The sequence below is a fragment of the Stenotrophomonas sp. KH_029 genome, assembly GCF_057839765.1.
In genome coordinates this window covers 2,862,253-2,885,035 of sequence record NZ_CM174498.1, presented here as the reverse complement: position 1 = coordinate 2,885,035, position 22,783 = coordinate 2,862,253, and the positions used below count along the sequence as shown (strand labels likewise).

The window sequence follows — 22,783 nt, the reverse complement described above, 5'->3', positions numbered from 1 at the left end:
ATGAATCGAATTACCCATTACTTCAAAAGCCTGTTGCTGCTTGAGCTGCTCGGGGGCCTGTGGCTGACCCTCAAGTACGCCTTCAAGCCGAAGTACACGATGATGTACCCGATGGAGAAGTTCCCGCAGTCGCCGCGTTTCCGCGGCCTGCATGCGCTTCGCCGCTACCCCAACGGCGAGGAACGCTGCATCGCATGCAAGTTGTGCGAAGCGGTGTGCCCGGCGCTGGCGATCACCATCGATTCGGCCAAGCGCGAGGACGGCAGCCGCCGTACCACCCGTTACGACATCGATCTGTTCAAGTGCATCTTCTGCGGCTTCTGCGAAGAAAGCTGCCCGGTGGACTCGATCGTCGAGACCCACATCCTCGAGTACCACTTCGAGAATCGTGGCGAAAACATCGTTACCAAGCCGCAGCTGCTGGCCATCGGTGATCGGCTTGAAGCCGAAATCGCCGAGCGTCGTGCCGCCGATGCCGCTTACCGCTGAGGTTGAATGATGGATTGGGTAAATATCAGTTTCTGGGTCTTCTCCATCGTGGCGGGCATCTCCGCCGCGGCGGTGATCAGCGTGCGCAACCCGGTGTATGCCGTGTTGTGCCTGATCCTGACCTTCTTCTCCGTGGCCTGCATCTGGATCCTGGTCGGCGCCGAGTTCCTGGGCGTGGCCCTGGTGCTGGTCTACGTCGGCGCGGTGATGGTGCTGTTCCTGTTCGTGGTGATGATGCTGGACATCGACGCCTCCAACCTGCGTGAAGGCTGGGTGCGCTACCTGCCGATCGGCCTGGTGGTGGCCGTCACCATGCTGGTGCAGATGCTGGTGCTGATCGGGGTGAAGGGCAGGGCGGTCAATCCGTTCCCGGCCGACAACGCCGCCGCGCTGGCCGCCGACAGCTCCAACATCACCTGGCTGGCCCGCAGCCTGTTCACCGAATACCTGCTGCCGTTCGAGTTCGCCGCCGTCATCCTGACCGTGGCCGTGGTGGCCGCGGTGATGCTGACCCTGCGCCGCCGCACCGGCCTGAAGACCCAGAACCCGACCGAGCAGACCATGGTCAAGTCGGCCGATCGCCTGCGCGTGGTCAAGATGGACGTCGAGAAGCCGCTGGTGCACACCGCTACCAAGCCGTCCAGCGACGGGGAGGCCACGCCATGATTTCCCTTGGCCATATTCTGGCGCTGGGCGCGCTGCTGTTCTGCATCAGCCTCGCCGGCATCTTCCTCAACCGCAAGAACATCATCGTGCTGCTGATGTCCATCGAGTTGATGCTGCTGTCGGTGAACATCAATTTCGTCGGGTTTTCGCGTGAACTGGGTGATACGGCCGGACAGCTGTTCGTCTTCTTCATCCTGACCGTGGCCGCGGCCGAGGCCGCCATCGGCCTCGCGATCCTGGTAACCCTGTTCCGTACCCGCCGCACCATCAATGTCGGCGAAGTCGACTCGCTGAAGGGCTGATCCGTAGATGGAAATCACTCTCTCCAAGAGTCTGCTGATCGCAGTGGTGCTTGCACCGCTGTTCGGCAGCATCATCGCCGGCCTGTTCGGCCGGCAGGTCGGTCGCATCGGCGCACAGACGGTCACCCTGCTTGGCGTCGCCGCCAGCTGCATCATGTCCAGCTACGTGCTGTACATGCTGCTGTGGGGTGGCGCGCAGCCGTACAACGAGAACATCTATACGTTCTTCGAAGTCGGCCAGTACTCGGCCCACGTCGGCTTCATGATCGACAAGCTGACCGCGATGATGATGGTCGTGGTCACCTTCGTGTCGTTCCTGGTGCACGTGTACACCATCGGCTACATGCAGGATGACCCGGGCTACCAGCGGTTCTTCAGCTACATCTCGCTGTTCACCTTCTCGATGCTCACCCTGGTGATGAGCAACAACTTCCTGCAGCTGTTCTTCGGCTGGGAAGCGGTGGGCCTGGTGTCGTACCTGCTGATCGGCTTCTGGTTCAAGCGCCCGACGGCGATCTTTGCCAACATGAAGGCGTTCCTGGTCAACCGCGTCGGCGATTTCGGTTTCATTCTCGGCATCGCCGGGGTGCTGTGGGTGTTCGGTACGCTGGACTACGCCACCGTGTTCGCCAACGCCCCGATCCTGGCCCACCCCGATGCGCAGCTGCAGATCTGGTCGGGCACGATCAACCTGTTCGGCAGCTCCTTCGAGGTGCTGAGCGACCCGGTGATCTGGTCGATCGCCACGGTCATCTGCATCTGCCTGTTCATTGGTGCGATGGGCAAGTCGGCCCAGGTGCCGCTGCACGTCTGGCTGCCGGACTCGATGGAAGGCCCGACCCCGATCTCGGCGCTGATCCACGCGGCGACCATGGTCACCGCGGGCATCTTCATGGTCACCCGCATGTCGCCGCTGTTCGAGCTGTCGCAGACCGCGCTGAACTTCGTGCTGTTCATCGGTGCCACCACCGCGTTCTTCACCGGCCTGATCGGCATCGTGCAGAACGACATCAAGCGCGTCGTCGCGTACTCCACGCTGTCCCAGCTGGGTTACATGACCGTGGCGCTGGGCGTGTCGGCCTATTCGGCGGCGGTGTTCCACCTGATGACCCACGCCTTCTTCAAGGCGCTGCTGTTCCTCGGCGCGGGCTCGGTGATCATCGCCATGCACCACGAGCAGGACATGCGGAAGATGGGCGGCCTGCGCAAGTACATGCCGATCACCTTCGTCACCATGTGGATCGGTACGCTGGCCCTGGTCGGTACGCCGTTCTTCTCCGGCTTTTACTCCAAGGACACCATCATCGAGGCTGCCAAGCACCACGCCGAGATTTCCTCCAACTGGGTGGCCACATATGGTTACTGGGCGGTGCTCGGTGGCGTGATCGTGACCAGCTTCTACAGCTTCCGCCTGCTGTTCCTGACCTTCCATGGCAAGGAACGTTTCCGCGATGCGCATGACGACCACGCGCATGGCCATGATGATCATCATGCCGACGCGCATGGCGCCGATGCACATGCTGCCGACGCCCACCACGGCGACGCGCATCATGACGACCACGGCCATGGTCACGGCCCGCATGAACCGCATGAAACCTCGTGGGTGGTCACCCTGCCGCTGATCCTGCTGGCGATTCCCTCGATCTTCATCGGTTACTTCAGCATCGGCCCGATGCTGTACGGCACCGACTGGAAGGGGACCCACGCCGAGCACGCGATCCCGGGACAGGTGCATTCGTTCTTCACCGGCATCGTTGATTTCTACGTCCCGGCGCGAGACACCATCGGTGCGCTGGCCGGTGAGTTCCATGGCCCGCTGGGCTTTGTCGGTCACGCCATGAAGGGCCCTGCGGTATGGCTGACCTTGGCAGGCTTCCTGCTGGCGGCGCTGTTCTACCTGTGGAAGCCGGAACTGGCCGGCAAGGCCCGCAAGACCTTCGCGCCGATCGTGTCGGTGCTGGAGAACAAGTACGGCTTCGACAAGCTCTGGATCGGCGGTTTCGCCGGTGGCGGCATCAAGCTCGGCAAGGTTTCGCGCGCGATCGACAGCAATATCGTCGATGGTGTGGTGGTCAACGGTTCGGCGCGCCTGATCGATCTGGCGGCCAACCTGCTGCGTCGCACCCAATCCGGTTTCCTCTATCACTACGCCTTCGCGATGATCATCGGCCTGATTGCCCTCCTGGGCGTCCTGATGCATTACCTGCGTTGATGACCTGTACGGAATAAGAAGACGTGTCGAACTGGCCCCTACTTAGCATTCTCATCTGGCTGCCGATCCTCGGCGGTGCCTTGATCCTTGCGATCCGTGACGCCCAAACCGCCCGCTGGGCGTCGCTGGGCGTGGCGGTGCTGACCTTCGCGGCCAGCCTGCTGCTGCTCAGCGGCTACGACGTGGGCAACGACGCGCTGCAGTTCGTCGAGACCCGCGCCTGGATCCCCGCCTACGACATCGGCTACAACCTTGGCGTGGACGGCATCGCCATCGCGCTGATCCTGCTGACCACGCTGGTCTCGGTACTGGCGCTGATCGGCGCCTGGAGCGCGATCGACAAGCGGGTCAACCAGTACGTGGCCGCCTTCCTGATCCTGGAAGGCGTCACCGTGGGCATCTTTGCCGCCACCGACGCGATGCTGTTCTACGTGTTCTTCGAAGCGATGCTGATCCCGATGTTCCTGATCATCGGCGTGTGGGGCGGCCCGCGCCGCATCTACGCGGCATTGAAGTTCTTCCTGTACACCTTCCTCGGCTCGGTGCTGATGCTGGTGGCGCTGATCTACCTGTACCTGAAGGGCGGCAGCTTCCAGCTGGCCGACCTGTACCAGCTGCAGCTGACCGGCAAGGAGCAGACCTGGATCTTCTTCGCGTTCCTGATCGCCTTCGCGGTCAAGGTGCCGATGTTCCCGGTGCATACCTGGTTGCCCGACGCCCACGTCGAGGCGCCGACCGCCGGTTCGGTGATCCTGGCCGCCATCGCGCTGAAGATCGGTGGCTACGGCTTCCTGCGCTTCAACCTGCCGATCGTGCCGGACGCCTCGCACGAGTGGGCCTGGCTGGTGATCGCGCTGTCGCTGGTGGCGGTGATCTACGTCGGCCTGGTCGCCCTGGTGCAGGACGACATGAAGAAGCTGATCGCCTATTCGTCGATCGCGCACATGGGCTTTGTCACCCTGGGCACCTTCATCGCGCTGTGGCTGGTGCGTGACGCGCAGAGCGCCGATGCGGCCCGCCTGGGCCTGCAGGGTGCGATGGTGCAGATGGTCTCGCACGGCTTCGTGTCCGGCGCGATGTTCTCCTGCGTCGGCGTGCTGTACGACCGCATGCACAGCCGCCGGATCGCCGATTACGGCGGCGTGGTCAACGTGATGCCGTGGTTTGCCACCTTCGCCATGCTGTTCTTCATGGCCAATGCCGGCCTGCCGGGTACCAGCGGTTTCGTCGGTGAGTTCATGATCATCATGGCCAGCTTCCAGCGCAATCCGTGGCTGGCACTGGCGGCGGCGAGCACCCTGGTGATCACCGCGGCGTATACGCTGTGGCTGTACAAGCGCGTGTTCTTCGGTGAAGTGGCCAATGCCCATGTCGCCGAACTGAAGGACATCAACGGTCGCGAATGGTTGGTGCTGGGTGTATTTGCCGTGGGCACCCTTGCCCTGGGCCTGTACCCCAAGCCGCTGACCGACCTGATGGAGCCCTCGATCGCGAAGCTGGCGATGCAGATTGCATCCAGCAAGCTGCTGTAATCGGGCCGTCGAGAGTATTGATTCCAGGATTTGATGATGACCACCTCGCCGCTGTTGCCACTGACCGCCGCTGACCTGCCGCCGCTCGCTCCCGAGCTGGTGCTGATCGCCAGTGCGTTCACCCTGTTGATCCTCGATCTGTTCATCAGCAAAGAGAACAAGATCTGGACCCATCTGTTGTCGGTCGCCGCGCTGGCTGCCGTGCTCTTCATGCTTGCCACCGGAGTGGGCGGGCAGGGGGAGGTGTTCCATGGCATGTTCGTCCGCGATACCGCGGCCGATGTGATGAAAACCGTGGTGGTGCTGTGCAGCGGCCTGACCCTGGTCTACGGCTGGAGCTACCTGCGCGAGCGCGATCTGTACCAGGGCGAGATCCCGGTGCTGATCCTGTTCGGCACCGCCGGCATGATGATCCTGGTCTCGGCCGGCAGCCTGCTGATGGTCTACCTTGGCCTGGAACTGCTGGCGCTGTGCTCCTACGCACTGGTGGCCAGCAACCGCGACAATGGCCTGGCCACCGAGGCGGCGATGAAGTACATCGTGCTCGGTTCGCTGGCCTCGGGCCTGTTGCTGTACGGCATGTCGCTGATCTATGGCGCCACCGGCACGCTGCACCTGGACGCGATCCATGCGGCGATCCCGCATACCGAAGAGAAGGTGCTGCTGCTGACCGGCGCGGTGTTCATGATTGCCGGCGTGGCCTTCAAGCTCGGTGCCGCGCCATTCCACATGTGGCTGCCCGACGTCTACCAGGGTGCCCCGGCACCGGTGGCGCTGTTCATCAGCTCGGCGCCCAAGCTGGCCGCCTTCGGCATGGCCTACCGCCTGCTGGAAGTGGGCGTTGGCCCGCTGTCGCCGGAATGGAAGTACCTGATCGGCGGTCTGGCGGCGCTGTCGCTGGTGATCGGCAACCTGATGGCGATCGCGCAGAGCAACCTCAAGCGCATGCTGGCCTACTCCACGGTCTCGCACATCGGTTTCCTGCTGATGGGCATCGCCGGTGGCGGCGAGCGTGGCTATGCCGCGGCGCTGTTCTATGCGCTGAGCTACGCGATCATGTCCACCGCCGCCTTCGGTGCGATCATCGCGCTGTCGCGCAACGGCTTTGAAGCCGAGAAGATCGAAGACTTCAAGGGCCTCAACGCGCGCAACCCGTGGATGGCCGGCCTGGTGCTGTGCATCATGGCGTCGATGGCGGGCATTCCGCCGTTCCTGGGCTTCTGGACCAAGCTGGCCGTACTCGGCGCGGCGATCAACGGCGGCATGCTGTGGCTGGCGCTGCTGGGCGTGCTCTGCGCGGTGATCGGTTGCTTCTACTACCTGCGCGTGATCAAGGTCATGTATTTCGATGAGCCGGTGGGCGAACCGCTGCCGGCCAACAACGACCGCGTGCTGGGCGTGGTGCTGGGCGTGAATGCCCTGGCGCTGCTGGCGCTGGGTCTGGCCTGGAACCCGATCATGGTGTGGTGCCAGCAGGCATTTGCACATCTTGCGTAAAAAACGATACAAAACTGCGCAATTAGTGTAATATTCGTTTCCTGAGTTGTTGATGCAGCGGTTTCGCCAGAATATCGTTGCGGTAGGTACCAGCCGCTGGTTGGTGCGCCAACTCATCCGCTTCTGCTGCGGGGTGGAGCAGTCTGGCAGCTCGTCGGGCTCATAACCCGAAGGTCGCAGGTTCAAATCCTGCCCCCGCTACCATATTGACCCGGTGCAAACCGGGTGCAGTGGACGAATCAGGCGATCCCGGCAACGGGGTCGCCTTTTTCGTTGCAGGCCCGGATGTCGTCCCTACGGATGATCGACGCGTGCGGGGCAGGGCTGGCCCCTGACCGCTTGCGTCGTCCCGATCACGCAGGCGATGGCGCCATGGCCATCAAGGTCAAATGTTTCAAAGGGCTTGCACGGGAGATCAAACTCCCTTACAATTCCGCTTCTGCTGCGGGGTGGAGCAGTCTGGCAGCTCGTCGGGCTCATAACCCGAAGGTCGCAGGTTCAAATCCTGCCCCCGCTACCACAGAAAATCTGCAGTGCAGATGCAGTAGACGAAGAAGCGATTCCGGAAACGGGGTCGCTTTTTTCGTTGTGGGGGTTGGGTTGTTTTTTTTTCGAGACAAGGGCGAAAGCAAGGGCAAAGGCTGAAGCCAGAGCAAAGGCTGAAGCCAGAGCACGATCAAATTCGGTGCGGGGGCATCTGGCAGGGCGCTGGCATGGGTGGGCCCGCGGGGCACGCTGCAAGTACGTCCGTGTAAGCTCCGCCAGCGCATCCATGCGCTGGAGGGCCCCGCAAACCCACCCATGTCAGCGCCTCCGTAGAGTGTCGGTGTGCAACGAAGATCAACGGCTGGCTCTGCTTTCGGTTTCTTTCGCCGTGTCGCCAGGTGCTGAGGTTTTGGTCGGGTGTGTTGTTTGATTTTGATGGGTGGGTGGTGGTGTGGGGTGGGGCAGGGATCTGGCTTGGTTAATGGCGCGTAGCGCTGCCTTGTTTGATCTTAATGGCTGGCCCATTTGCATCCAGGTGCCGGCGCGGGTGGGTTGGCGGGACCGTTGGGCGCCACGGATGGCGCCCACGAGCCTCCAGGGGTGAAGGCGCATTGCATGGGAGGCACTGCCTCGCATGCGACTGAACGCACAGCCGCCAGCGGCTGGGCCGGGCCGCGGAGCGGGATTCACGGCGTGTCCCGCCAACCCACCCGTGCCGGCACCCGCGACGGAGCCTGCCAGCCCCGACTTTGATCCACGCTCTGCATTGTCCAGTCTGTTCAGCTTTTGCAATAGCCAGGCCGCAACTACCCCAAGCCATTGCACCAGCGCGGTGCAACGGCTATCATCAGCGGCTTAGCGGACTGTCCATGCGTATCCTGCCAAGGGATGCGAATGGGTCCGCTACCGGCTTCCAGGAACGGCACCCTGTAACCAGGCCGCCGTGACCCCCGGGAGTCTGGGCTCGCCGCAACGCGCACCGCGCGCGTTGGGGCTACCGGAATCCAGCATGACCGGAGTTGTACCGGACAAGGGGCCCTGCGGGCCCTTTGTTGTTTCCGGAACATGTTCAGTGGGACCGGGCCAGTGATGCTGGCCACCCCGTACCTCTTTCAACGAATCAAGGCCGACTGTGAGCGACAAGGCAACTGAAATCGCGAATCTGCTCGCCCCCACCGTTCAGTCGCTGGGTCTGGAGCTGCTGGGCGTGGAATATCTCACTGCCCCGGGTGGTGCGACGCTGCGCCTGTACATCGACGTGCCGCTGGCCGAACAGCCCGAGCGCATCGTCAATATCGACGACTGCGAGCGCGTCAGCCGCGAAGTGTCCGCACAGCTGGACGTGGAAGACCCGATCAGCGCCAATTACACGCTGGAAGTGTCCTCGCCGGGCGTCGACCGCCCGCTGTTCACCGCCGAGCAGTTCACCCGCGCCATCGGCGAATCGGCCAAGGTGACGCTGAAACTTCCGCAGGACGGCCGCCGCCGCCTGCAGGGCGAGATTCTCGCCGTGGATCACGAACAGGGTACGGTCACCTTCAAGGTCGACAACTCCCCGTTCACCGCCGACGTCGAGAACATCGACAAGGCACGCATCATGCCGGATTGGGCCGCCCTCGGCCTGGCTCCGACCAAACCGACTGGCCCGGCCCCCAAACAGGGTGGCAAGGCGAACAAGAAACCATCCAACGAGCCGGCGGCCAAGAAGCCGCGCGCGGAGTGAGCCAATGAGCAAGGAACTTTTGCTGGTAGTGGATGCGGTCGCCAATGAAAAGGGCGTTCCGCGTGAAGTGATCTTCGACGCCATCGAGGCAGCACTGGCATCGGCAGCGAAGAAGCGTTACCCGGACCAGGAAGTGCTGGCCCGTGTGTCGATCGACCACAAGGACGGCACCTACGAAACCTTCCGCCGCTGGGAAGTGGTGGCCGATGACGTGGTGATGGAATCGCCCGATCGCCAGATCCGCCTGATGGACGCCATCGACGAAGCCGACGGCGTCGACGTGGGCGACTACATCGAAGAACAGATCGAAAACCCGGACTTCGGCCGTATCGCCGCACAGGCCGCCAAGCAGGTGATCGTCCAGCGCGTGCGCGAAGCCGAGCGCCAGCAGGTGGTCGATGCGTGGAAGGACCGTGTCGGCGAACTGGTCACCGGCGTGGTCAAGCGCGCCGAGCGCGGCAACATCTATGTCGACCTGGGCGGCAACGCCGAGGCCTTCATCCCCAAGGACAAGGGCATCCCGCGCGACGTCCTGCGTGCCGGCGACCGCGTGCGCGGTTACCTGGCCGAAGTGCGTTCGGAGCCGCGTGGCCCGCAGCTGTTCATCAGCCGCGCCGCGCCGGAATTCATGATCGAACTGTTCAAGCTCGAAGTGCCGGAAGTCGGCCAGGGCCTGGTCGAGATCAAGGCCTGCGCGCGCGATCCGGGCGACCGTGCCAAGATCGCCGTGCTGGCCCACGACGCGCGTACCGATCCGATCGGTGCCTGCATCGGCATGCGCGGTTCGCGCGTGCAGGCCGTGTCCAATGAGCTCAACGGCGAGCGCGTGGATATCGTGCTGTGGAACGAGAACCCGGCCAACTTCGTCATCAATGCGATGGCACCGGCCGAAGTGCAGTCGATCATCGTCGATGAAGAAAAGCACTCGATGGACCTGGCCGTGGCCGAAGAGCGCCTGGCCCAGGCGATCGGCAAGGGCGGCCAGAACGTGCGTCTGGCCAGCCGCCTGACCGGTTGGCAGCTCAATGTGATGACCCAGGACCAGGTGACCGCCAAGTCCGAGGCAGAGCAGGGCGTTGCCCGTCAGCTGTTCATGGACAAGCTGGAAGTGGATGAAGAAATCGCCGCCATCCTGGTGACCGAAGGCTTCAACACCGTGGAAGAAATCGCCTACGTCCCGGTCGGCGAACTGCTGGCCGTGGAAGGCTTCGACGAAGACATCGTCGAAGAGCTGCGTGCCCGTGCCCGCGATGCGCTGCTCAACGAGGCGCTGGCGGTGGAAGAAGGTCTGGAGGACGGTTCACCGTCGGAAGACCTGCTCGCCCTGGAAGGCATGGACGAGGCAACCGCCTACGCCCTGGCCGCTCATGGCGTGCGTACCAGTGAGGACCTGTCGGACCTGGCCGCCGACGAGATCCTCGAGTTCGGTATCGAGGACATGGACCAGGGGCGCGCCGCCGCCCTGATCCTTGCCGCCCGAGCCGAGGAGATCGCCCGCCTGGAGCGCGGCGAATGAGCCAGCGATGAACAGTGCCCTGACCCGCTCAGGGCTTAGACTCCGCGCTGCCTTCGCACGTTTCGAGGGAGCGCCAACCAGATCATAGGATCCGAATGTCGCAGCAAACCACCATCCGCAAGCTTGCCGAACTGGTCAACACCCCGGTCGATAAACTGCTCGTACAGCTTGCCGAAGCCGGCATGAAGTTCAGCGGTCCCGACCAGGTCGTGACCAGCACCGAGAAGGTCAAGCTCCTGGGCTTCCTTCGCCGTTCGCACGGCAAGACCGAGCAGCCCGTCGAGAGTACCGACGAGGCAGCCAAGAAGATCACCCTCAACCGTCGCAAGTTGCAGGAAGTGACCATCAGCGCCGGCCGCAGCAAGACCACCGTCAACGTCGAGGTGCGCCAGAAGCGCACCTACATGAAGGACGCCAGCGGCAAGCCGATGACGCCGGATGAGGAGCGCGCCGACATCCTGCGCAAGCTGGAGGAATCCCGCCAGCGCAATCTGGACGAGCAGCGTGCACTGGCCGAGAAGGACCGTGCGCGCGACGAGGAAATCGCACGCAAGCGCCAGGAAGAGGTCGACGCCAAGGAGCGCGCCGAAGCCGAACGCAAGGCCGCCGAAGCCGCTGCCGAAGCGGCCAAGAACGCACCGCCGGCCCCGGCTGCCGCCAGGCCTGCTGCTGCCGAGGCCCCGGCCCGCGCCGCGCGCCCGTCGGCGCCGTCGGCTGCGCGCCCGGCCCCGCGTGCGGATGACCGCAACTCGAACAACAACAACAACAACCGGCCGGGCGCCAAGCGCGACGACGATGGCGGCAACCGCTTCGCCGGCCAGCTGCACCTGTCGGCCGCCGACCGCGCCCGTCGTGGCAACAACAGCAACTCGCGCGGTCGTCCGACCGGGCGCGTGCAGCACGGCGGCCGCCGTGACAGCAACCAGTCGCGCAGCGGCGGTGGCAGCCATGGTTTCGAGCGTCCGACCGCACCGGTCGTGCGTGACGTCACCATCGGCGACACCGTCACCGTCGCCGACCTGGCGCAGAAGCTGGCCCTGAAGGGCGGCGACGTGGTCAAGGCGCTGTTCAAGATGGGCGTCATGGCGACCATCACCCAGACCATCGACCACGACACCGCCGCGCTGGTGACCGAAGAACTCGGCCACAACGTGATCCGTGCCAACACCAACGACGCCGAAGACGCGCTGCTGGCGTTGTCCGGCGGCAACCAGGGCGAGCCGGCGGCACGTCCGCCGGTGGTCACCATCATGGGCCACGTCGACCACGGCAAGACCTCGCTGCTGGATTACATCCGCCGCACCAAGGTCGCCACCGGCGAAGCCGGCGGCATCACCCAGCACATCGGTGCGTACCACGTTGAAACGCCCAAGGGCGTGATCAGCTTCCTGGATACCCCCGGCCACGCGGCGTTTACGTCCATGCGTGCCCGCGGTGCCAAGCTGACCGACATCGTGGTGCTGGTGGTGGCTGCCGACGACGGCGTCATGCCGCAGACCAAGGAAGCCATCCAGCACGCCCGTTCGGCGGGTGTGCCGCTGATCGTGGCGATCAACAAGATCGACAAGTCCGGTGCCGACCCGATGCGGGTCAAGAACGAACTGCTTACCGAGCAGGTCGTGTCCGAAGACTTCGGTGGTGACATCCAGATGGTCGAGATCTCGGCCAAGGCCGGCCTGGGCATCGACGACCTGCTCGACGCGATCTCGGTCCAGGCTGAACTGCTGGAACTGAAGGCCGTGCCCGATGGCCGCGCCAGCGGCGTGGTCATCGAATCCTCGCTGGACAAGGGCCGTGGCCCGATCGCCACCGTGTTGGTGCAGCAGGGCGCGCTCAAGAAGGGCGACTACCTGGTCTGCGGTATCCAGTACGGCCGCGTGCGTGCGCTGTTCGATGAAACCGGCAAGCAGCCCGAACAGGCCGGCCCGTCGATCCCGGTGCAGGTGCTGGGTCTGTCCGGCGTGCCCGATGCCGGCGACGACTTCGTGGTGGTCGAGGACGAGCGCCTGGCCAAGGAAGTGGCGCAGCAGCGCGAAATCAAGCGCCGCGAATCGCGCCTGGTGCAGTCTGCCGGCAGCCGCATGGAAGACATCATGGCGACCCTGGGCAAGGGCGATGGCCAGCAGGTGCTGAACCTGGTGATCAAGGCCGACGTGCAGGGTTCGGTGCAGGCGCTGAGCCAGGCGCTGGTGGCGCTGTCCAACGACGACATCCGCATCAACGTGATCCATTCCGGCGTGGGCGGCATCACCGAGTCGGACGCCAATTCGGCGGTTGCCTCCAAGGCCACCGTGATCGGCTTCAACGTGCGTGCCGACGCTTCGGCGCGACGCATCATTGAATCCAATGGCGTCGACCTGCGTTACTTCTCGATCATCTATGACGTGATCGATCAGGTGAAGCAGGTGGCTTCCGGTCTGCTCGGCGTGGAAATCCGCGAAGAGATCATCGGCATCGCCCAGGTCCGCGACGTGTTCCGCAGCTCGAAGTTCGGTGCGGTCGCCGGCTGCATGATCATCGAGGGCACGGTCAAGCGCAGCAAGCCGATCCGCGTCCTGCGCGACAGCGTGGTGGTGTTCGAAGGCGAGCTGGAATCGCTGCGTCGCTTCAAGGAAAACGTGGATGAAGTCCGCAACGGTACCGAATGCGGTATCGGCGTGAAGGCTTACAACGACGTCAAGCCGGGCGACCAGATCGAGTGCTTCGAGCGTATCGAAGTGCCGCGCACCCTGTAATGCCGGCGGTAGCACCCGACCGTTGGTCGGGTGTGCCGCAGCCGTAGCGCCCGACCGCAGGTCGGGTTCCGTATACCCGTAGCGCCCGGCCGTTGGTCGGGCGACACCTGAATCAAGAGCTCCCCGTGCCAAAGACCTTCCATCGAACCGACCGTGTTTCCGCCCAGATCCGCCGTGAACTGGGAACGCTCGTGCACAACGCGGTGCGTGAACACGGCCTGCCTTCGGTGAGCGTCTCGGACGTGGAGATCACCCGTGACATGGCCCACGCCAAGATCTTCGTCACCGCGCTGATGCCCGAACGTTCGGTGGAAGCGATGAAGGGCCTGAAGGAACTGGCCTGGGGCCTGCGCATGGAACTGGCGCGGGCGATGAAGCTGCGCCACGTGCCCGAGCTGCACTTCCACTACGATGATTCGGTGGACCGTGGCGAGCGCATCGACAACATCCTGCGCGATCTGCCCGACACGCTGGCGGCCGAGAAAAGCCGCGAGGGTGGGGACGGCGACGACGATGCCGGCGATGGCGACAGCGGCAACAAAACCGATTGATGGACCAACAGCCCGCAAGGGCTGTTGTCTTGTGGGGCGGTGCCCGGGTCGGCAAACGACCGCGCCGCCGGACGCCGGATTTCCCGGCCGCGCCGCAAGGCGCCGAGTGAACCGATGGCATGACTACCCGAATTTCCTTCCGTCGCCTGGACGGCATCCTGCTGCTGGACAAGCCGGCCGGCATGAGCTCCAACGCCGCGCTGCAGATCGCGCGCCGGTTGTACCGCGCCGAGAAGGGCGGCCACACCGGCAGCCTGGACCCGCTGGCCACCGGCCTGCTGCCACTGTGCTTCGGTGAGGCCACCAAGATCGCCGGCCTGCTGCTGGGCGCGGCCAAGGCCTACGACGCGCAGGTGGTGCTGGGCCAGACCACCGACACCGACGATGCCGACGGGGTGGTGCTGCGCGAACGGCCGGTGCCGGCGATCAGCGCCGACACCCTGGCCGCGGCCCTGGCCCCGCTGCAGGGCCACATCCTGCAGCGCGCGCCGATCTATTCGGCGCTCAAGCAGGGCGGCGAGCCGCTGTATGCGAAGGCGCGCCGCGGCGAGGCGATCGAGGCACCCGAGCGCCAGGTGCACGTACATGCCATTGAAGTGCTGGACCAGCAGCCGACCCGGTTGTCGCTGCGCGTGACCTGCGGTTCAGGCACCTATATCCGCAGCCTGGCCCGCGACCTGGGCGAAACCCTGGGCTGCGGTGCGCATATCGCCGGGCTGCGGCGGCTGTGGGTGGACCCGTTCGGCGGGGCCCCGATGGTCAGCCTGGAGACCCTGCGCGAGCTGGCCGGGCAGGGCGACGAGGCGGCCATGGACGCCCTGCTGCTGCCGCTGGACGCCGGCCTGGCGCACTATCGGCAGGTCCACCTGGATGCTGAACAGACCCGCCGCTTCTGCCTGGGCCAGCGCCTGCGCGATGCCGGCTGGCCCCAGGGCGCGGTTGCCGTATACGGCCCCGAGCAGGTGCTGCAGGGCCTGGGCCAGGTCGATCCGACCGGCCGGCTGGCGCCGCAGCGGCGGTTCAATCTCTGACCGGCGCCACCACCGGTCCTTGTCCCGGGAGGCTGCGCCCGTTACAATTTCGCGGCCTTTTCAGGCTTCCTGCCTGTGCGGGTTCATCCTTTCGTTAACGGCGAGTCGCGCGGTACGTCAATGGGACGTTTCTGCGGGCCACGCATCCAAGAGAAAACAAAATGTCGATCGACACCCAGAAAGTCATTGAAGACAACAAGCGCAGCGCCGCCGACACCGGCTCCCCGGAAGTCCAGGTCGCCCTGCTGACCGCCCGCATCGAGCTGCTGACCGGCCACTTCAAGACCCACAAGAAGGATCACCACAGCCGTCGTGGTCTGCTGCAGATGGTCAACCGTCGCCGCAGCCTGCTCGACTACCTGAAGAAGAAAGACGCTCCGCGTTACAAGGCCCTGATCGAAAAGCTCGGCCTGCGTCGCTAAGCACGAACCCCCACCGCGGCGCAGGAATGCGCCGCGGTTTTGTTTTGGCAGTACCGCAATAAACGCCTGGGCCGGACAACCGGTCACCCGTCGGCGGCAAGGGTCGCCTGCGGTCCATTGAAGAAAGCATCATCCAAGGAAACCCCCGTGGCAAAAATCACCAAAACCTTCCAGTACGGCAAGCACACCGTCACGCTTGAAACCGGCGAAATCGCCCGTCAGGCCGGCGGTGCCGTCATCGTCAAGTTCGACGACACCGTGCTGCTGGTCTCCGCCGTTGCCGCCAAGAGCGCGCGTGAGGGCCAGGACTTCTTCCCCCTGACCTGCGACTATCAGGAGAAGTTCTACGCAGGTGGCCGTATCCCGGGCGGTTTCTTCAAGCGCGAAGGCCGCGCGACCGAAAAAGAGACGCTGATTTCGCGCCTGATCGATCGCCCGATCCGTCCGCTGTTCCCGGAAGACTACAAGAACGAAGTGCAGATCATCGCCACGGTGATGTCGCTGAACCCGGACATCGATGGCGACATCGCTGCCCTGATCGGCGCCTCGGCCGCGCTGTCGCTGGCCGGTACCCCGTTCAAGGGTCCGATCGCCGCCGCCAAGGTCGGTTACAAGAACGGTGAGTACATCCTCAACCCGACCGTGACCGAACTGAAGGACTCGGAGCTGGAACTGGTTGTCGCCGGTACCGCCAACGCCGTGCTGATGGTGGAATCCGAAGCGGCGCTGCTGTCCGAAGACGTGATGCTGGGCGCCGTGACCTTCGGTCACCGCGAAATGCAGAAGGTCATCAACGCGATCAACGAGCTGACCGTGGAAGCGGGCACCAAGCCGTCGACCTGGACCGCGCCGGCCAAGAACGAGGTGCTGATCAGCGCCCTGCAGGAAGCCATCGGCCCGCGCCTGGGCGAAGCCTTCCAGGTGCGCGACAAGCTGCAGCGCCGTGACGCCATCTCGGCGATCAAGAAGGACGTGGTCGAGTCGCTGGCTGGCCGCGTGGCCGCCGAAGGCTGGAACCCGGCCGAACTGTCCAAGGAATTCGGCGAGCTGGAATACAGCACCATGCGCAACTCGGTGCTGGACACCAAGGTCCGCATCGACGGCCGTGCGCTGGACACCGTCCGCCCGATCGCCGTGAAGACCGGCATCCTGCCGCGTACCCACGGCTCCTCGCTGTTCACCCGCGGTGAAACCCAGGCGATCGTGACCATCACCCTGGGCACCGCCCGTGATGGCCAGGTCATCGATGCCGTCGCCGGTGAGTACAAGGAAAACTTCCTCTTCCATTACAACTTCCCCCCCTACTCGGTGGGTGAGACCGGCCGCATGATGGGCCCGAAGCGTCGCGAAATCGGCCACGGCCGCCTCGCCAAGCGCGGCGTGCTGGCAGTGATGCCGTCGCTGGAAGCCTTCCCGTACACCATCCGCGTGGTCTCGGAAATCACCGAATCCAACGGCTCCTCGTCGATGGCTTCGGTCTGCGGCTCCTCGCTGGCCCTGATGGACGCCGGCGTGCCGGTCAAGTCGCCGGTGGCCGGTATCGCCATGGGCCTGGTCAAGGAAGGCGAGCGTTTCGTCGTCCTGTCCGACATCCTGGGTGACGAAGACCACCTGGGCGACATGGACTTCAAGGTGGCCGGTACCGCTGAGGGCATCTCCGCCCTGCAGATGGACATCAAGATCGAAGGCATCACCGAAGAGATCATGAAGCAGGCATTGCAGCAGGCCAAGGCCGGCCGTCTGCACATCCTGGGCGAGATGGCCCATGGCCTGACCGCGCCGCGTGAGGAGCTGTCGGACTACGCGCCGCGCCTGCTGACCATCAAGATCCACCCGGACAAGATCCGCGAAGTGATCGGCAAGGGTGGTTCCACCATCCAGGCCATCACCAAGGAAACCGGCACCCAGATCGACATCCAGGACGATGGCACCATCATCATCGCCTCGGTCAACGCGATTGCCGCGCAGGCTGCCAAGGCCCGCATCGAGCAGATCACCTCGGACGTCGAGCCGGGCCGCATCTACGAAGGCAAGGTCGCCAAGATCATGGACTTCGGCGCGTTCGTCACCATCCTGCCGGGCAAGGATGGCCTGGTGCACGTGTCGCAGATCTCCAGCGACCGCGTCGAGAAGGTCGGCGACGTGCTGAAGGAAGGCGATGTGGTCAAGGTCAAGGTGCTGGAAGTGGACAAGCAGGGCCGTATCCGCCTGTCGATGAAGGCCGTCGAAGAAGGCGAGGGCGTCACCGCCGAGTAATCGGCCGGTACGTCCGGGTAGGCAATGACCGTTGGTCATTGCGCTTCCAGGCAAACAGAAAAAGCGGGCTTCGGCCCGCTTTTTCGTTGTGGCGCTATGCCTCCTCGGCGTCGCCTTGCGCGTCGTCGTCGCCAGGGCCACGCCACCACACCGTGCCGTCTTGCGGTGCGCGCTCCTCGCATGCCGGGCACTCGATCGCGTCCACGCTGCGCCCGGGCCCTGCGGCCACCCAGTTGGCCAGCAGCCGTTCCACCGCCGCCTTGCCCTGCGCGCCGATGCCCAGGTTGCGCTCCACCTGCCAGTCGTCATTGCTGGCCGCACCCTGGTCGTGCGCGCCATCGCTGTCGCCATCATCCTGGGCGTGCGCCACGCCGTAGCTGCAGCGCAGGCACAGCGAGACGATCGATGCGGTCCAGTCCTCCACGTAGCCGATGCCGGGCAGCTCTGCCTGCTGCAGCTGGTCCAGGTCATCGGCCGACGGGCAGCGGATGAACGCCACGTAGGTGCGGTGGTCCGAGCGTTGCAGGATCTGCAATGCGTTGAACACCGGCACCGTGCCATCGTCGAGCGCGCGCTCGCCGGTCTTGGCACCGTCGTGCAGCACGATGTCGAACAGGCGATGGCCCGATTCGGGCAACGGTACGTTCAACAGGCGTGCACGCACCACGTCGATGCGTCGTGCGAACACCGTCTCGCCCTCGGCCCACGGATTGAGGCGGACGCTGATCATCCCGAAGTCGTGTTCGATCGGGCCATCGCCATCGGGGAGGGTGATGCCGCACTGCGCCCATTGCCGCCGCGCCTGGGCCCAGTCGCCCAGCGCGGTGGCGGCGATGCCGGCGTTCCAGGCCGCGCCCTGGTCCAGGTTCGCGGACAGCGCCTGCGCGCGCAGGTTGTGCTGCAGCGAGGCCGGCCAATCGCGCAGGTACTTGTGGGCCAGGCCGCGCATGTAATGCAGATAGGGGACTTCCGGGGCGTGCTCGGCCAGCTTGCCGAACAGCGCGCTGGCCGTATGCAGGTCACCCTGGTCGAAGGCGGCATAGGCGCGTGCGTGGAGCGCATCCCGCGCGTCGTCGTCAGCGGCATCGGGCGTGTCGGTCAGGTCGGTCATGTCGGGCAGGGGCAGCAAATGTGCGCACACCTTACTCCGCCACCCAGGGCATGCACCACGCAGGGCATGCGCATCGTGGGGTGGGGACGACCGTGGGCGTGCCGCCGTCACATTGAAGGCCGGGCAACAACGCGTCCGTTCCAGCGTTGCCGGGCGGCAGTCGCGGGTAGATTTATACCCGGGTTTTATTGACACCCTTATTTATACCCGGGTATTATTTAATCACGCACTGCGCAAAAGCCCGCCAAGGTCACCGCCCGATCGCTGTTTGAACCAGGGAATCAGGAATGCCGCCTCGGTCCTGGTCTTCAAGAGCCAACGCGATACCTCAGACGCAAGGACAGCTGGATGGACAAGATGAAGCGAAAGGAGCTGGTCAACAGGTACAAGCTCTCGTTCCCTTCCATGGGAATTTTTTCCATCAGGAACAAGACGACGGGCAGGCAGCTGATAGGGCAGAGCACCAATTTGAACGGCGCATTGAATCGCCATCGACTGGAACTGCGTCAAGGCGTTCACCGGAATCGGGCCTTGATGGCCGATTGGCGTTTGCTCGGAGAGGACCAGTTCGCGTTTGAAATCATCGAACAACTCCGGCAACGTCCAGAGCCGGGCTTCGATTACGCCTCCGAACTGGACAACTGTATGGCAGCCTGGTGCGAGAAAGTGCCGCTTGGCTCGCCCGCTTCCTACCGCTGAGCGTGTTTTGCCCTGTGGCGGACACGTGCACAGGGAAAGCCCACCGCCTTGCGCCCATCACCACGAGCACACGCCGCCATGAGTGAATCAGTTCCAGCCCGCTACACAAGCTTCGATGCGCACCGACGCATCGCAACGGGGTCTCTGCAGGCGAACGCCCTGGCAGTCAAACGGGCGCGCGAGCGTGGGTCGGCCGGCCCGATGCTGATCTTCGACGACACGACCGGCCGTTCGGTCGACGTGGATACGCGAGGATCAGAGGCGGTGGTTGTCGCACGGCTGGCCGCCATTGCAGTGGAGCCCGCTGTTCAGAACGATGCATCGGCGCCCGCCGAACGCAGAGGCCGTGGCCGCCCCAAACTGGGCGTGGTGCCACGCGAGGTGACCTTGCTTCCGCGCCACTGGGAGTGGCTTGCCGAGCAACCCGGCGGAGCCTCGGTGGTGTTGCGAAAGCTGGTCGAAGAAGCGCGGCGAGCCAGCAGCGGGAAAGACAGGGTGCGCAAGGCACATGAGCGGGCCTATCACTTCATGCTTGCCATGGCAGGTGATCTGCCCGGATTTGAAGAGGCGACGCGGGCACTTTTCGCCAATGACCTGATCGCGCTTCAAGCGCTGATGACCGCCTGGCCTTGCGATATACGCGAGCATGCTCTGCAGATGGCATCGAGCGATTAGCCCCGCCTGCGATCAGGATGCCCCTCATCGGCCTCCTGCCCAGCGTGATGGCGTCATGTTTGAAAGGAACGACGTGCTGAAATTCATTGAGGCAAATGGCATCACCGTCAGCTGTGAAAGCTATGGTCGCGAAGATGCCAGCGCCCTTCTTTTGATCTCGGGCCTCGGCTCGCAAATGCTCCGCTGGCCGGCGTCCTTCTGTGCAGTGCTGGTGGAAAAAGGGTTTCGAGTCATTCGGTTCGACAACCGCGACGCCGGCCATTCGACGCACTTCACCGGCGTCACGCCGCCGGACTTCGCGGCGTTGGCGAGCGCGATCGCAGCCGGCCGCAGGCCGGAGGTGCCTTACACGCTCGACGATATGGTCGGGGATGCGATCGGGGTGCTGGATGCGTTGTGCATCGACCGGGCACATGTCGTCGGACGATCAATGGGCGGGATGATTGCCCAACTGATGTCCAGTGCGCACCCCGAACGCATCCTGTCACTGACGTCCATCATGTCCAGTACCGGGAACCCGGGCCTTCCTTCTGCTGCGCCGGATGTCATGGGCATGCTGACCAGGCGCGCGCCAGACCCACGCGAGGACGAAGCGGGCTTTCTGGAGCACAGTCTTGCCTTTGCCCGGCGCATCGCCAGCCCCGGCTATCCTTTCAATGCGGATGCACATCGGCGGCTGGTCCTGGAAGAAACCCGGCGTGCCTATGAGCCGGCTGCATTCGGCAGGCAGATCGCTGCGATCGCGGCAACCGGCGACATCCGCTCACGGCTTGCGCGGATCGTCGCTCCGGCCCTGGTCGTGCACGGCACCGAGGATCCCTTGATACCCCTGGAGTGCGGCAGGGATACGGCTGCCTCCATTCGCGGCGCCGAGTTCATGCAGATCGAGGGGATGGGGCACGATCTTCCGCCCGCGCTGTATCAGACCATGGCCGATGCGATAGACAGGACGGCGCGCCGACAAGACCCCAGGCTATAGGCCGCGCAGGGACGCCGATGGCGTAGTGGCTTGGGCGCGGCAGGGATTCACCAACAGGTTGCAAGGCGCCGCCGGTCTTTTCGGTGGGCGTCGATAGTGGAGCCCGGTCACCGTTGGCCGGCCTGCCCTGGATGCGCGGCTGGGCATGCGCTTTGTTGGCGCGTGCATGGCCGTCATGCAGGTCATGCCGGTGTCCGTTGTGACCCTGCGACAGGGCTGCCCGTGTCCGCCGGACAGGTTTGCAGGACTTCGGCTTCGGCGCCTTGCATGTCTGCTAACGTGGCCTCGCCTTTGATCGGGGAGATTCCATGTTCCGCCAGACCATGACTGTGATTGCCGTGCTGCTGGCCGGCGTGGTGCCGCTTGCTGCGCCTGCGGCCGAACCGCCGGCCAAGGTGATCGGTGCCTACTATCCCGGCGGTTCGGCCGAGCGTTATCCGGTGGCCTCGATTCCGGCCGATACGCTGACCCATCTGTTCTATGCATTCGCCACCATCGACCAGGGACGCTGCGTGGTGGACGCACAGGCCGGCGCCCACTTCAAGGCGTTGGCCACGCTCAAACGCGAGCATCCGCAGCTGCACACGCTGATTTCCATCGGTGGCTGGAACGCCGGCGGTTTCTCCGATGCCGCGCTCAGCGCCGACAGCCGCACGCGCTTTGTCGCCTCCTGCGTGGCGCTGTTCTTCGACCAGCACCGCGGCAGTTTCGACGGCGTGGATATCGACTGGGAATTCCCGGTCTATGGCGGCCCCACCGGGATCACCGACCGCCCCGAAGACCGCCGCAACATGACCCTGCTGGTGCAGGAATTCCGCCGTCAGCTGGATATGGTCGGCAAGGCGCGCAACCAGCACCTGCTGCTCACCGCCGCGCTGCCGGCCGGGCGCGTGCAGACCGATGGCCCCTATGATCCTGCGCGCAGCTACGAGCTGAAGGAACTGGGCGAACGGCTCGATTTCATCAACCTGATGAGCTACGACATGGGCACCGGCTTCTCCACGGTGTCCACCTTCAATGCGCCGCTGCACGAGGTGCCCACCGACCCGCTGGACCGGTCGCTGCGGCGCTGGAACAACGTTGCCGGCGCGGTGGCCTACTACCTGCAGCACGGCGTGCCGGCCGACAAGCTGGTGCTCGGCGTGCCGTTCTACGGGCGCGGCTTCCGCGTCACCCCCGCCGCCAACGATGGCCTGTACCAGCCCTACAGCGCCCCGTTCGACGCCGGCGACTGGCGCCGCATCCGCACCGAATTCCTGGACCAGCCCGGCTGGCAGCGGCATTGGCATCCAGTGGCCCAGGCGCCATGGCTGTACAACCCGGCCGAGCGCGTCTTCATCAGCTACGAAGACCCGGCCTCGATCGGCCTGCGTGCGGAGTTCGCCAAGGCCCGGCAGCTGCGTGGCGTGTTCACCTGGGAACTGACCGGCGACGACCCGCAGGCCAGCCTGCTGCAGGCGATGGCCGCGCCGTTCCTGCCTCAGTCCAGGTAACGCGCGATTTCGACCAGGTTGTGGTCGGGGTCGCGGAAGTACACCGACAGGATCGGCCCGGTGGCGCCGGTGCGCTGCACCGGGCCCTGTTCGACGGTCACCTGCTGTGCCTGCAGGTGGGCGAGGATCTCTTCCATCGTTGCGTAGGTGACCAGGCACAGGTCCGCCGAGCCGGGCGTGGGGCGCCGGGCCTTGGGCTCGAATTCGCGGCCCACGGCGTGCAGGTTGATCTTCTGCAGCCCGAAACGCAGGGCGGTACGCCCGCCGCCGAAGGTTTCCACGGCCATGCCCAGTACGCGGTGATAGAAGTCGCAGGTGGTGCCGATGTCGGCGACGGTCAGCACCAGGTGGTCCAGGCGCTCGATGTGCAGGTCGGTCATGGTCGTGCGCGAAGGCGGGGAGAAGGCA

General features: G+C 64.6%; 19 protein-coding genes and 2 tRNA genes. 19 read left to right on the top strand and 2 right to left on the bottom strand.

From position 1 onward, the window contains the following. The 15 genes from nuoI to pnp all read left to right on the top strand — a co-directional run bounded on the left by nuoI (window position 1) and on the right by pnp (window position 17,418). Complete coding sequence (gene nuoI / locus AC3ITM_RS13095; RefSeq protein WP_228884384.1) at window positions 1-489, top strand: NADH-quinone oxidoreductase subunit NuoI; 489 nt, start codon at window positions 1-3, stop codon at window positions 487-489. 6 nt (window positions 490-495) lie between these two features. After that, window positions 496-1,155 (top strand): NADH-quinone oxidoreductase subunit J, encoded by a 660-nt coding sequence (locus AC3ITM_RS13090; RefSeq protein ID WP_489265557.1) that lies wholly within the window; start codon window positions 496-498, stop codon window positions 1,153-1,155. Continuing rightward, on the top strand, window positions 1,152-1,457 hold the full coding sequence (gene nuoK / locus AC3ITM_RS13085) for an NADH-quinone oxidoreductase subunit NuoK (protein WP_228884386.1): 306 nt from the start codon (window positions 1,152-1,154) through the stop codon (window positions 1,455-1,457). Before AC3ITM_RS13090 ends, nuoK begins: the two co-directional genes overlap by 4 nt. Before the next feature lie 7 nt (window positions 1,458-1,464). Further along, complete coding sequence (nuoL, locus tag AC3ITM_RS13080) at window positions 1,465-3,669, top strand: NADH-quinone oxidoreductase subunit L (RefSeq protein ID WP_489265555.1); 2,205 nt, start codon at window positions 1,465-1,467, stop codon at window positions 3,667-3,669. A 23-nt stretch (window positions 3,670-3,692) separates the two neighbouring features. Continuing rightward, window positions 3,693-5,201 (top strand): NADH-quinone oxidoreductase subunit M, encoded by a 1,509-nt coding sequence (locus AC3ITM_RS13075; RefSeq protein ID WP_489265553.1) that lies wholly within the window; start codon window positions 3,693-3,695, stop codon window positions 5,199-5,201. Between the two features lie 36 nt (window positions 5,202-5,237). Further along, a complete protein-coding gene (gene nuoN, locus AC3ITM_RS13070) occupies window positions 5,238-6,698 on the top strand; it encodes an NADH-quinone oxidoreductase subunit NuoN (RefSeq protein ID WP_489265552.1) in 1,461 nt (486 codons plus the stop codon). Window positions 6,699-6,825: 127 nt separating this feature from the next. Next, window positions 6,826-6,902 (top strand) — tRNA-Met (locus AC3ITM_RS13065). Window positions 6,903-7,141: 239 nt separating this feature from the next. Then, window positions 7,142-7,218 (top strand) — tRNA-Met (locus AC3ITM_RS13060). Between the two features lie 1,098 nt (window positions 7,219-8,316). Further along, entirely contained in the window at window positions 8,317-8,907 is a 591-nt protein-coding gene (gene rimP / locus AC3ITM_RS13055; protein ID WP_489265550.1) for a ribosome maturation factor RimP, read from the top strand. 4 nt (window positions 8,908-8,911) lie between these two features. Next, on the top strand, window positions 8,912-10,423 hold the full coding sequence (gene nusA, locus AC3ITM_RS13050; RefSeq protein ID WP_228884391.1) for a transcription termination factor NusA: 1,512 nt from the start codon (window positions 8,912-8,914) through the stop codon (window positions 10,421-10,423). A gap of 95 nt (window positions 10,424-10,518) precedes the next feature. Then, complete coding sequence (infB, locus tag AC3ITM_RS13045) at window positions 10,519-13,158, top strand: translation initiation factor IF-2 (protein WP_489265548.1); 2,640 nt, start codon at window positions 10,519-10,521, stop codon at window positions 13,156-13,158. Window positions 13,159-13,283: 125 nt separating this feature from the next. Then, window positions 13,284-13,709 (top strand): 30S ribosome-binding factor RbfA, encoded by a 426-nt coding sequence (gene rbfA / locus AC3ITM_RS13040; RefSeq protein ID WP_489265546.1) that lies wholly within the window; start codon window positions 13,284-13,286, stop codon window positions 13,707-13,709. A 119-nt stretch (window positions 13,710-13,828) separates the two neighbouring features. Then, window positions 13,829-14,740 carry a tRNA pseudouridine(55) synthase TruB gene (gene truB / locus AC3ITM_RS13035; RefSeq protein WP_489265544.1) on the top strand — a complete coding sequence of 304 codons (912 nt, stop codon included), beginning with the start codon at window positions 13,829-13,831 and terminating at the stop codon, window positions 14,738-14,740. 161 nt (window positions 14,741-14,901) lie between these two features. Continuing rightward, complete coding sequence (rpsO, locus tag AC3ITM_RS13030) at window positions 14,902-15,162, top strand: 30S ribosomal protein S15 (protein ID WP_038687260.1); 261 nt, start codon at window positions 14,902-14,904, stop codon at window positions 15,160-15,162. A gap of 147 nt (window positions 15,163-15,309) precedes the next feature. Beyond that, the gene (gene pnp / locus AC3ITM_RS13025) at window positions 15,310-17,418 is read left to right on the top strand and encodes a polyribonucleotide nucleotidyltransferase (RefSeq protein ID WP_489265541.1); all 2,109 of its coding nucleotides are present in this window, start codon (window positions 15,310-15,312) and stop codon (window positions 17,416-17,418) included. Between the two features lie 94 nt (window positions 17,419-17,512). On the opposite strand, the gene AC3ITM_RS13020 is transcribed toward pnp, so the two are convergent. Beyond that, window positions 17,513-18,547, bottom strand: coding sequence for a tetratricopeptide repeat protein (locus AC3ITM_RS13020; RefSeq protein WP_489265539.1), 1,035 nt, complete (start codon window positions 18,545-18,547; stop codon window positions 17,513-17,515). A 330-nt stretch (window positions 18,548-18,877) separates the two neighbouring features. Between AC3ITM_RS13020 and AC3ITM_RS13015 the strand changes: the two genes are divergently transcribed. The 4 genes from AC3ITM_RS13015 (at window position 18,878) to AC3ITM_RS13000 (ending at window position 22,375) form a co-directional block, all read left to right on the top strand. Further along, entirely contained in the window at window positions 18,878-19,228 is a 351-nt protein-coding gene (locus AC3ITM_RS13015; protein WP_489265538.1) for a GIY-YIG nuclease family protein, read from the top strand. Between the two features lie 78 nt (window positions 19,229-19,306). Then, window positions 19,307-19,903 carry a DUF2239 family protein gene (locus tag AC3ITM_RS13010; protein WP_489265536.1) on the top strand — a complete coding sequence of 199 codons (597 nt, stop codon included), beginning with the start codon at window positions 19,307-19,309 and terminating at the stop codon, window positions 19,901-19,903. Between the two features lie 55 nt (window positions 19,904-19,958). Further along, window positions 19,959-20,882: an alpha/beta fold hydrolase gene (locus AC3ITM_RS13005; RefSeq protein ID WP_489265534.1), complete on the top strand. Its 924-nt coding sequence runs from the start codon at window positions 19,959-19,961 to the stop codon at window positions 20,880-20,882. 308 nt (window positions 20,883-21,190) lie between these two features. After that, on the top strand, window positions 21,191-22,375 hold the full coding sequence (locus AC3ITM_RS13000) for a glycoside hydrolase family 18 protein (protein WP_489265532.1): 1,185 nt from the start codon (window positions 21,191-21,193) through the stop codon (window positions 22,373-22,375). On the opposite strand, the gene AC3ITM_RS12995 is transcribed toward AC3ITM_RS13000, so the two are convergent. Further along, the gene (locus tag AC3ITM_RS12995; protein WP_489270104.1) at window positions 22,363-22,746 is read right to left on the bottom strand and encodes a VOC family protein; all 384 of its coding nucleotides are present in this window, start codon (window positions 22,744-22,746) and stop codon (window positions 22,363-22,365) included. The two genes, AC3ITM_RS13000 and AC3ITM_RS12995, sit on opposite strands and share 13 nt — an antisense overlap. Between the last annotated feature and the right edge of the window lie 37 nt (window positions 22,747-22,783).

What these genes read in the sequence shown, in the direction of transcription:
- nuoI (WP_228884384.1), top strand. Translation starts at nt 1, where the DNA reads ATGAATCGAATTACCCATTACTTCAAAAGCCTGTTGCTGCTTGAGCTG.
- AC3ITM_RS13090 (WP_489265557.1), top strand. Translation starts at nt 496, where the DNA reads ATGATGGATTGGGTAAATATCAGTTTCTGGGTCTTCTCCATCGTGGCG.
- nuoK (WP_228884386.1), top strand. Translation starts at nt 1,152, where the DNA reads ATGATTTCCCTTGGCCATATTCTGGCGCTGGGCGCGCTGCTGTTCTGC.
- nuoL (WP_489265555.1), top strand. Translation starts at nt 1,465, where the DNA reads ATGGAAATCACTCTCTCCAAGAGTCTGCTGATCGCAGTGGTGCTTGCA.
- nuoN (WP_489265552.1), top strand. Translation starts at nt 5,238, where the DNA reads ATGACCACCTCGCCGCTGTTGCCACTGACCGCCGCTGACCTGCCGCCG.
- nusA (WP_228884391.1), top strand. Translation starts at nt 8,912, where the DNA reads ATGAGCAAGGAACTTTTGCTGGTAGTGGATGCGGTCGCCAATGAAAAG.
- infB (WP_489265548.1), top strand. Translation starts at nt 10,519, where the DNA reads ATGTCGCAGCAAACCACCATCCGCAAGCTTGCCGAACTGGTCAACACC.
- truB (WP_489265544.1), top strand. Translation starts at nt 13,829, where the DNA reads ATGACTACCCGAATTTCCTTCCGTCGCCTGGACGGCATCCTGCTGCTG.
- rpsO (WP_038687260.1), top strand. Translation starts at nt 14,902, where the DNA reads ATGTCGATCGACACCCAGAAAGTCATTGAAGACAACAAGCGCAGCGCC.
- AC3ITM_RS13015 (WP_489265538.1), top strand. Translation starts at nt 18,878, where the DNA reads ATGGACAAGATGAAGCGAAAGGAGCTGGTCAACAGGTACAAGCTCTCG.
- AC3ITM_RS13010 (WP_489265536.1), top strand. Translation starts at nt 19,307, where the DNA reads ATGAGTGAATCAGTTCCAGCCCGCTACACAAGCTTCGATGCGCACCGA.
- AC3ITM_RS13005 (WP_489265534.1), top strand. Translation starts at nt 19,959, where the DNA reads ATGTTTGAAAGGAACGACGTGCTGAAATTCATTGAGGCAAATGGCATC.
- AC3ITM_RS13000 (WP_489265532.1), top strand. Translation starts at nt 21,191, where the DNA reads ATGTTCCGCCAGACCATGACTGTGATTGCCGTGCTGCTGGCCGGCGTG.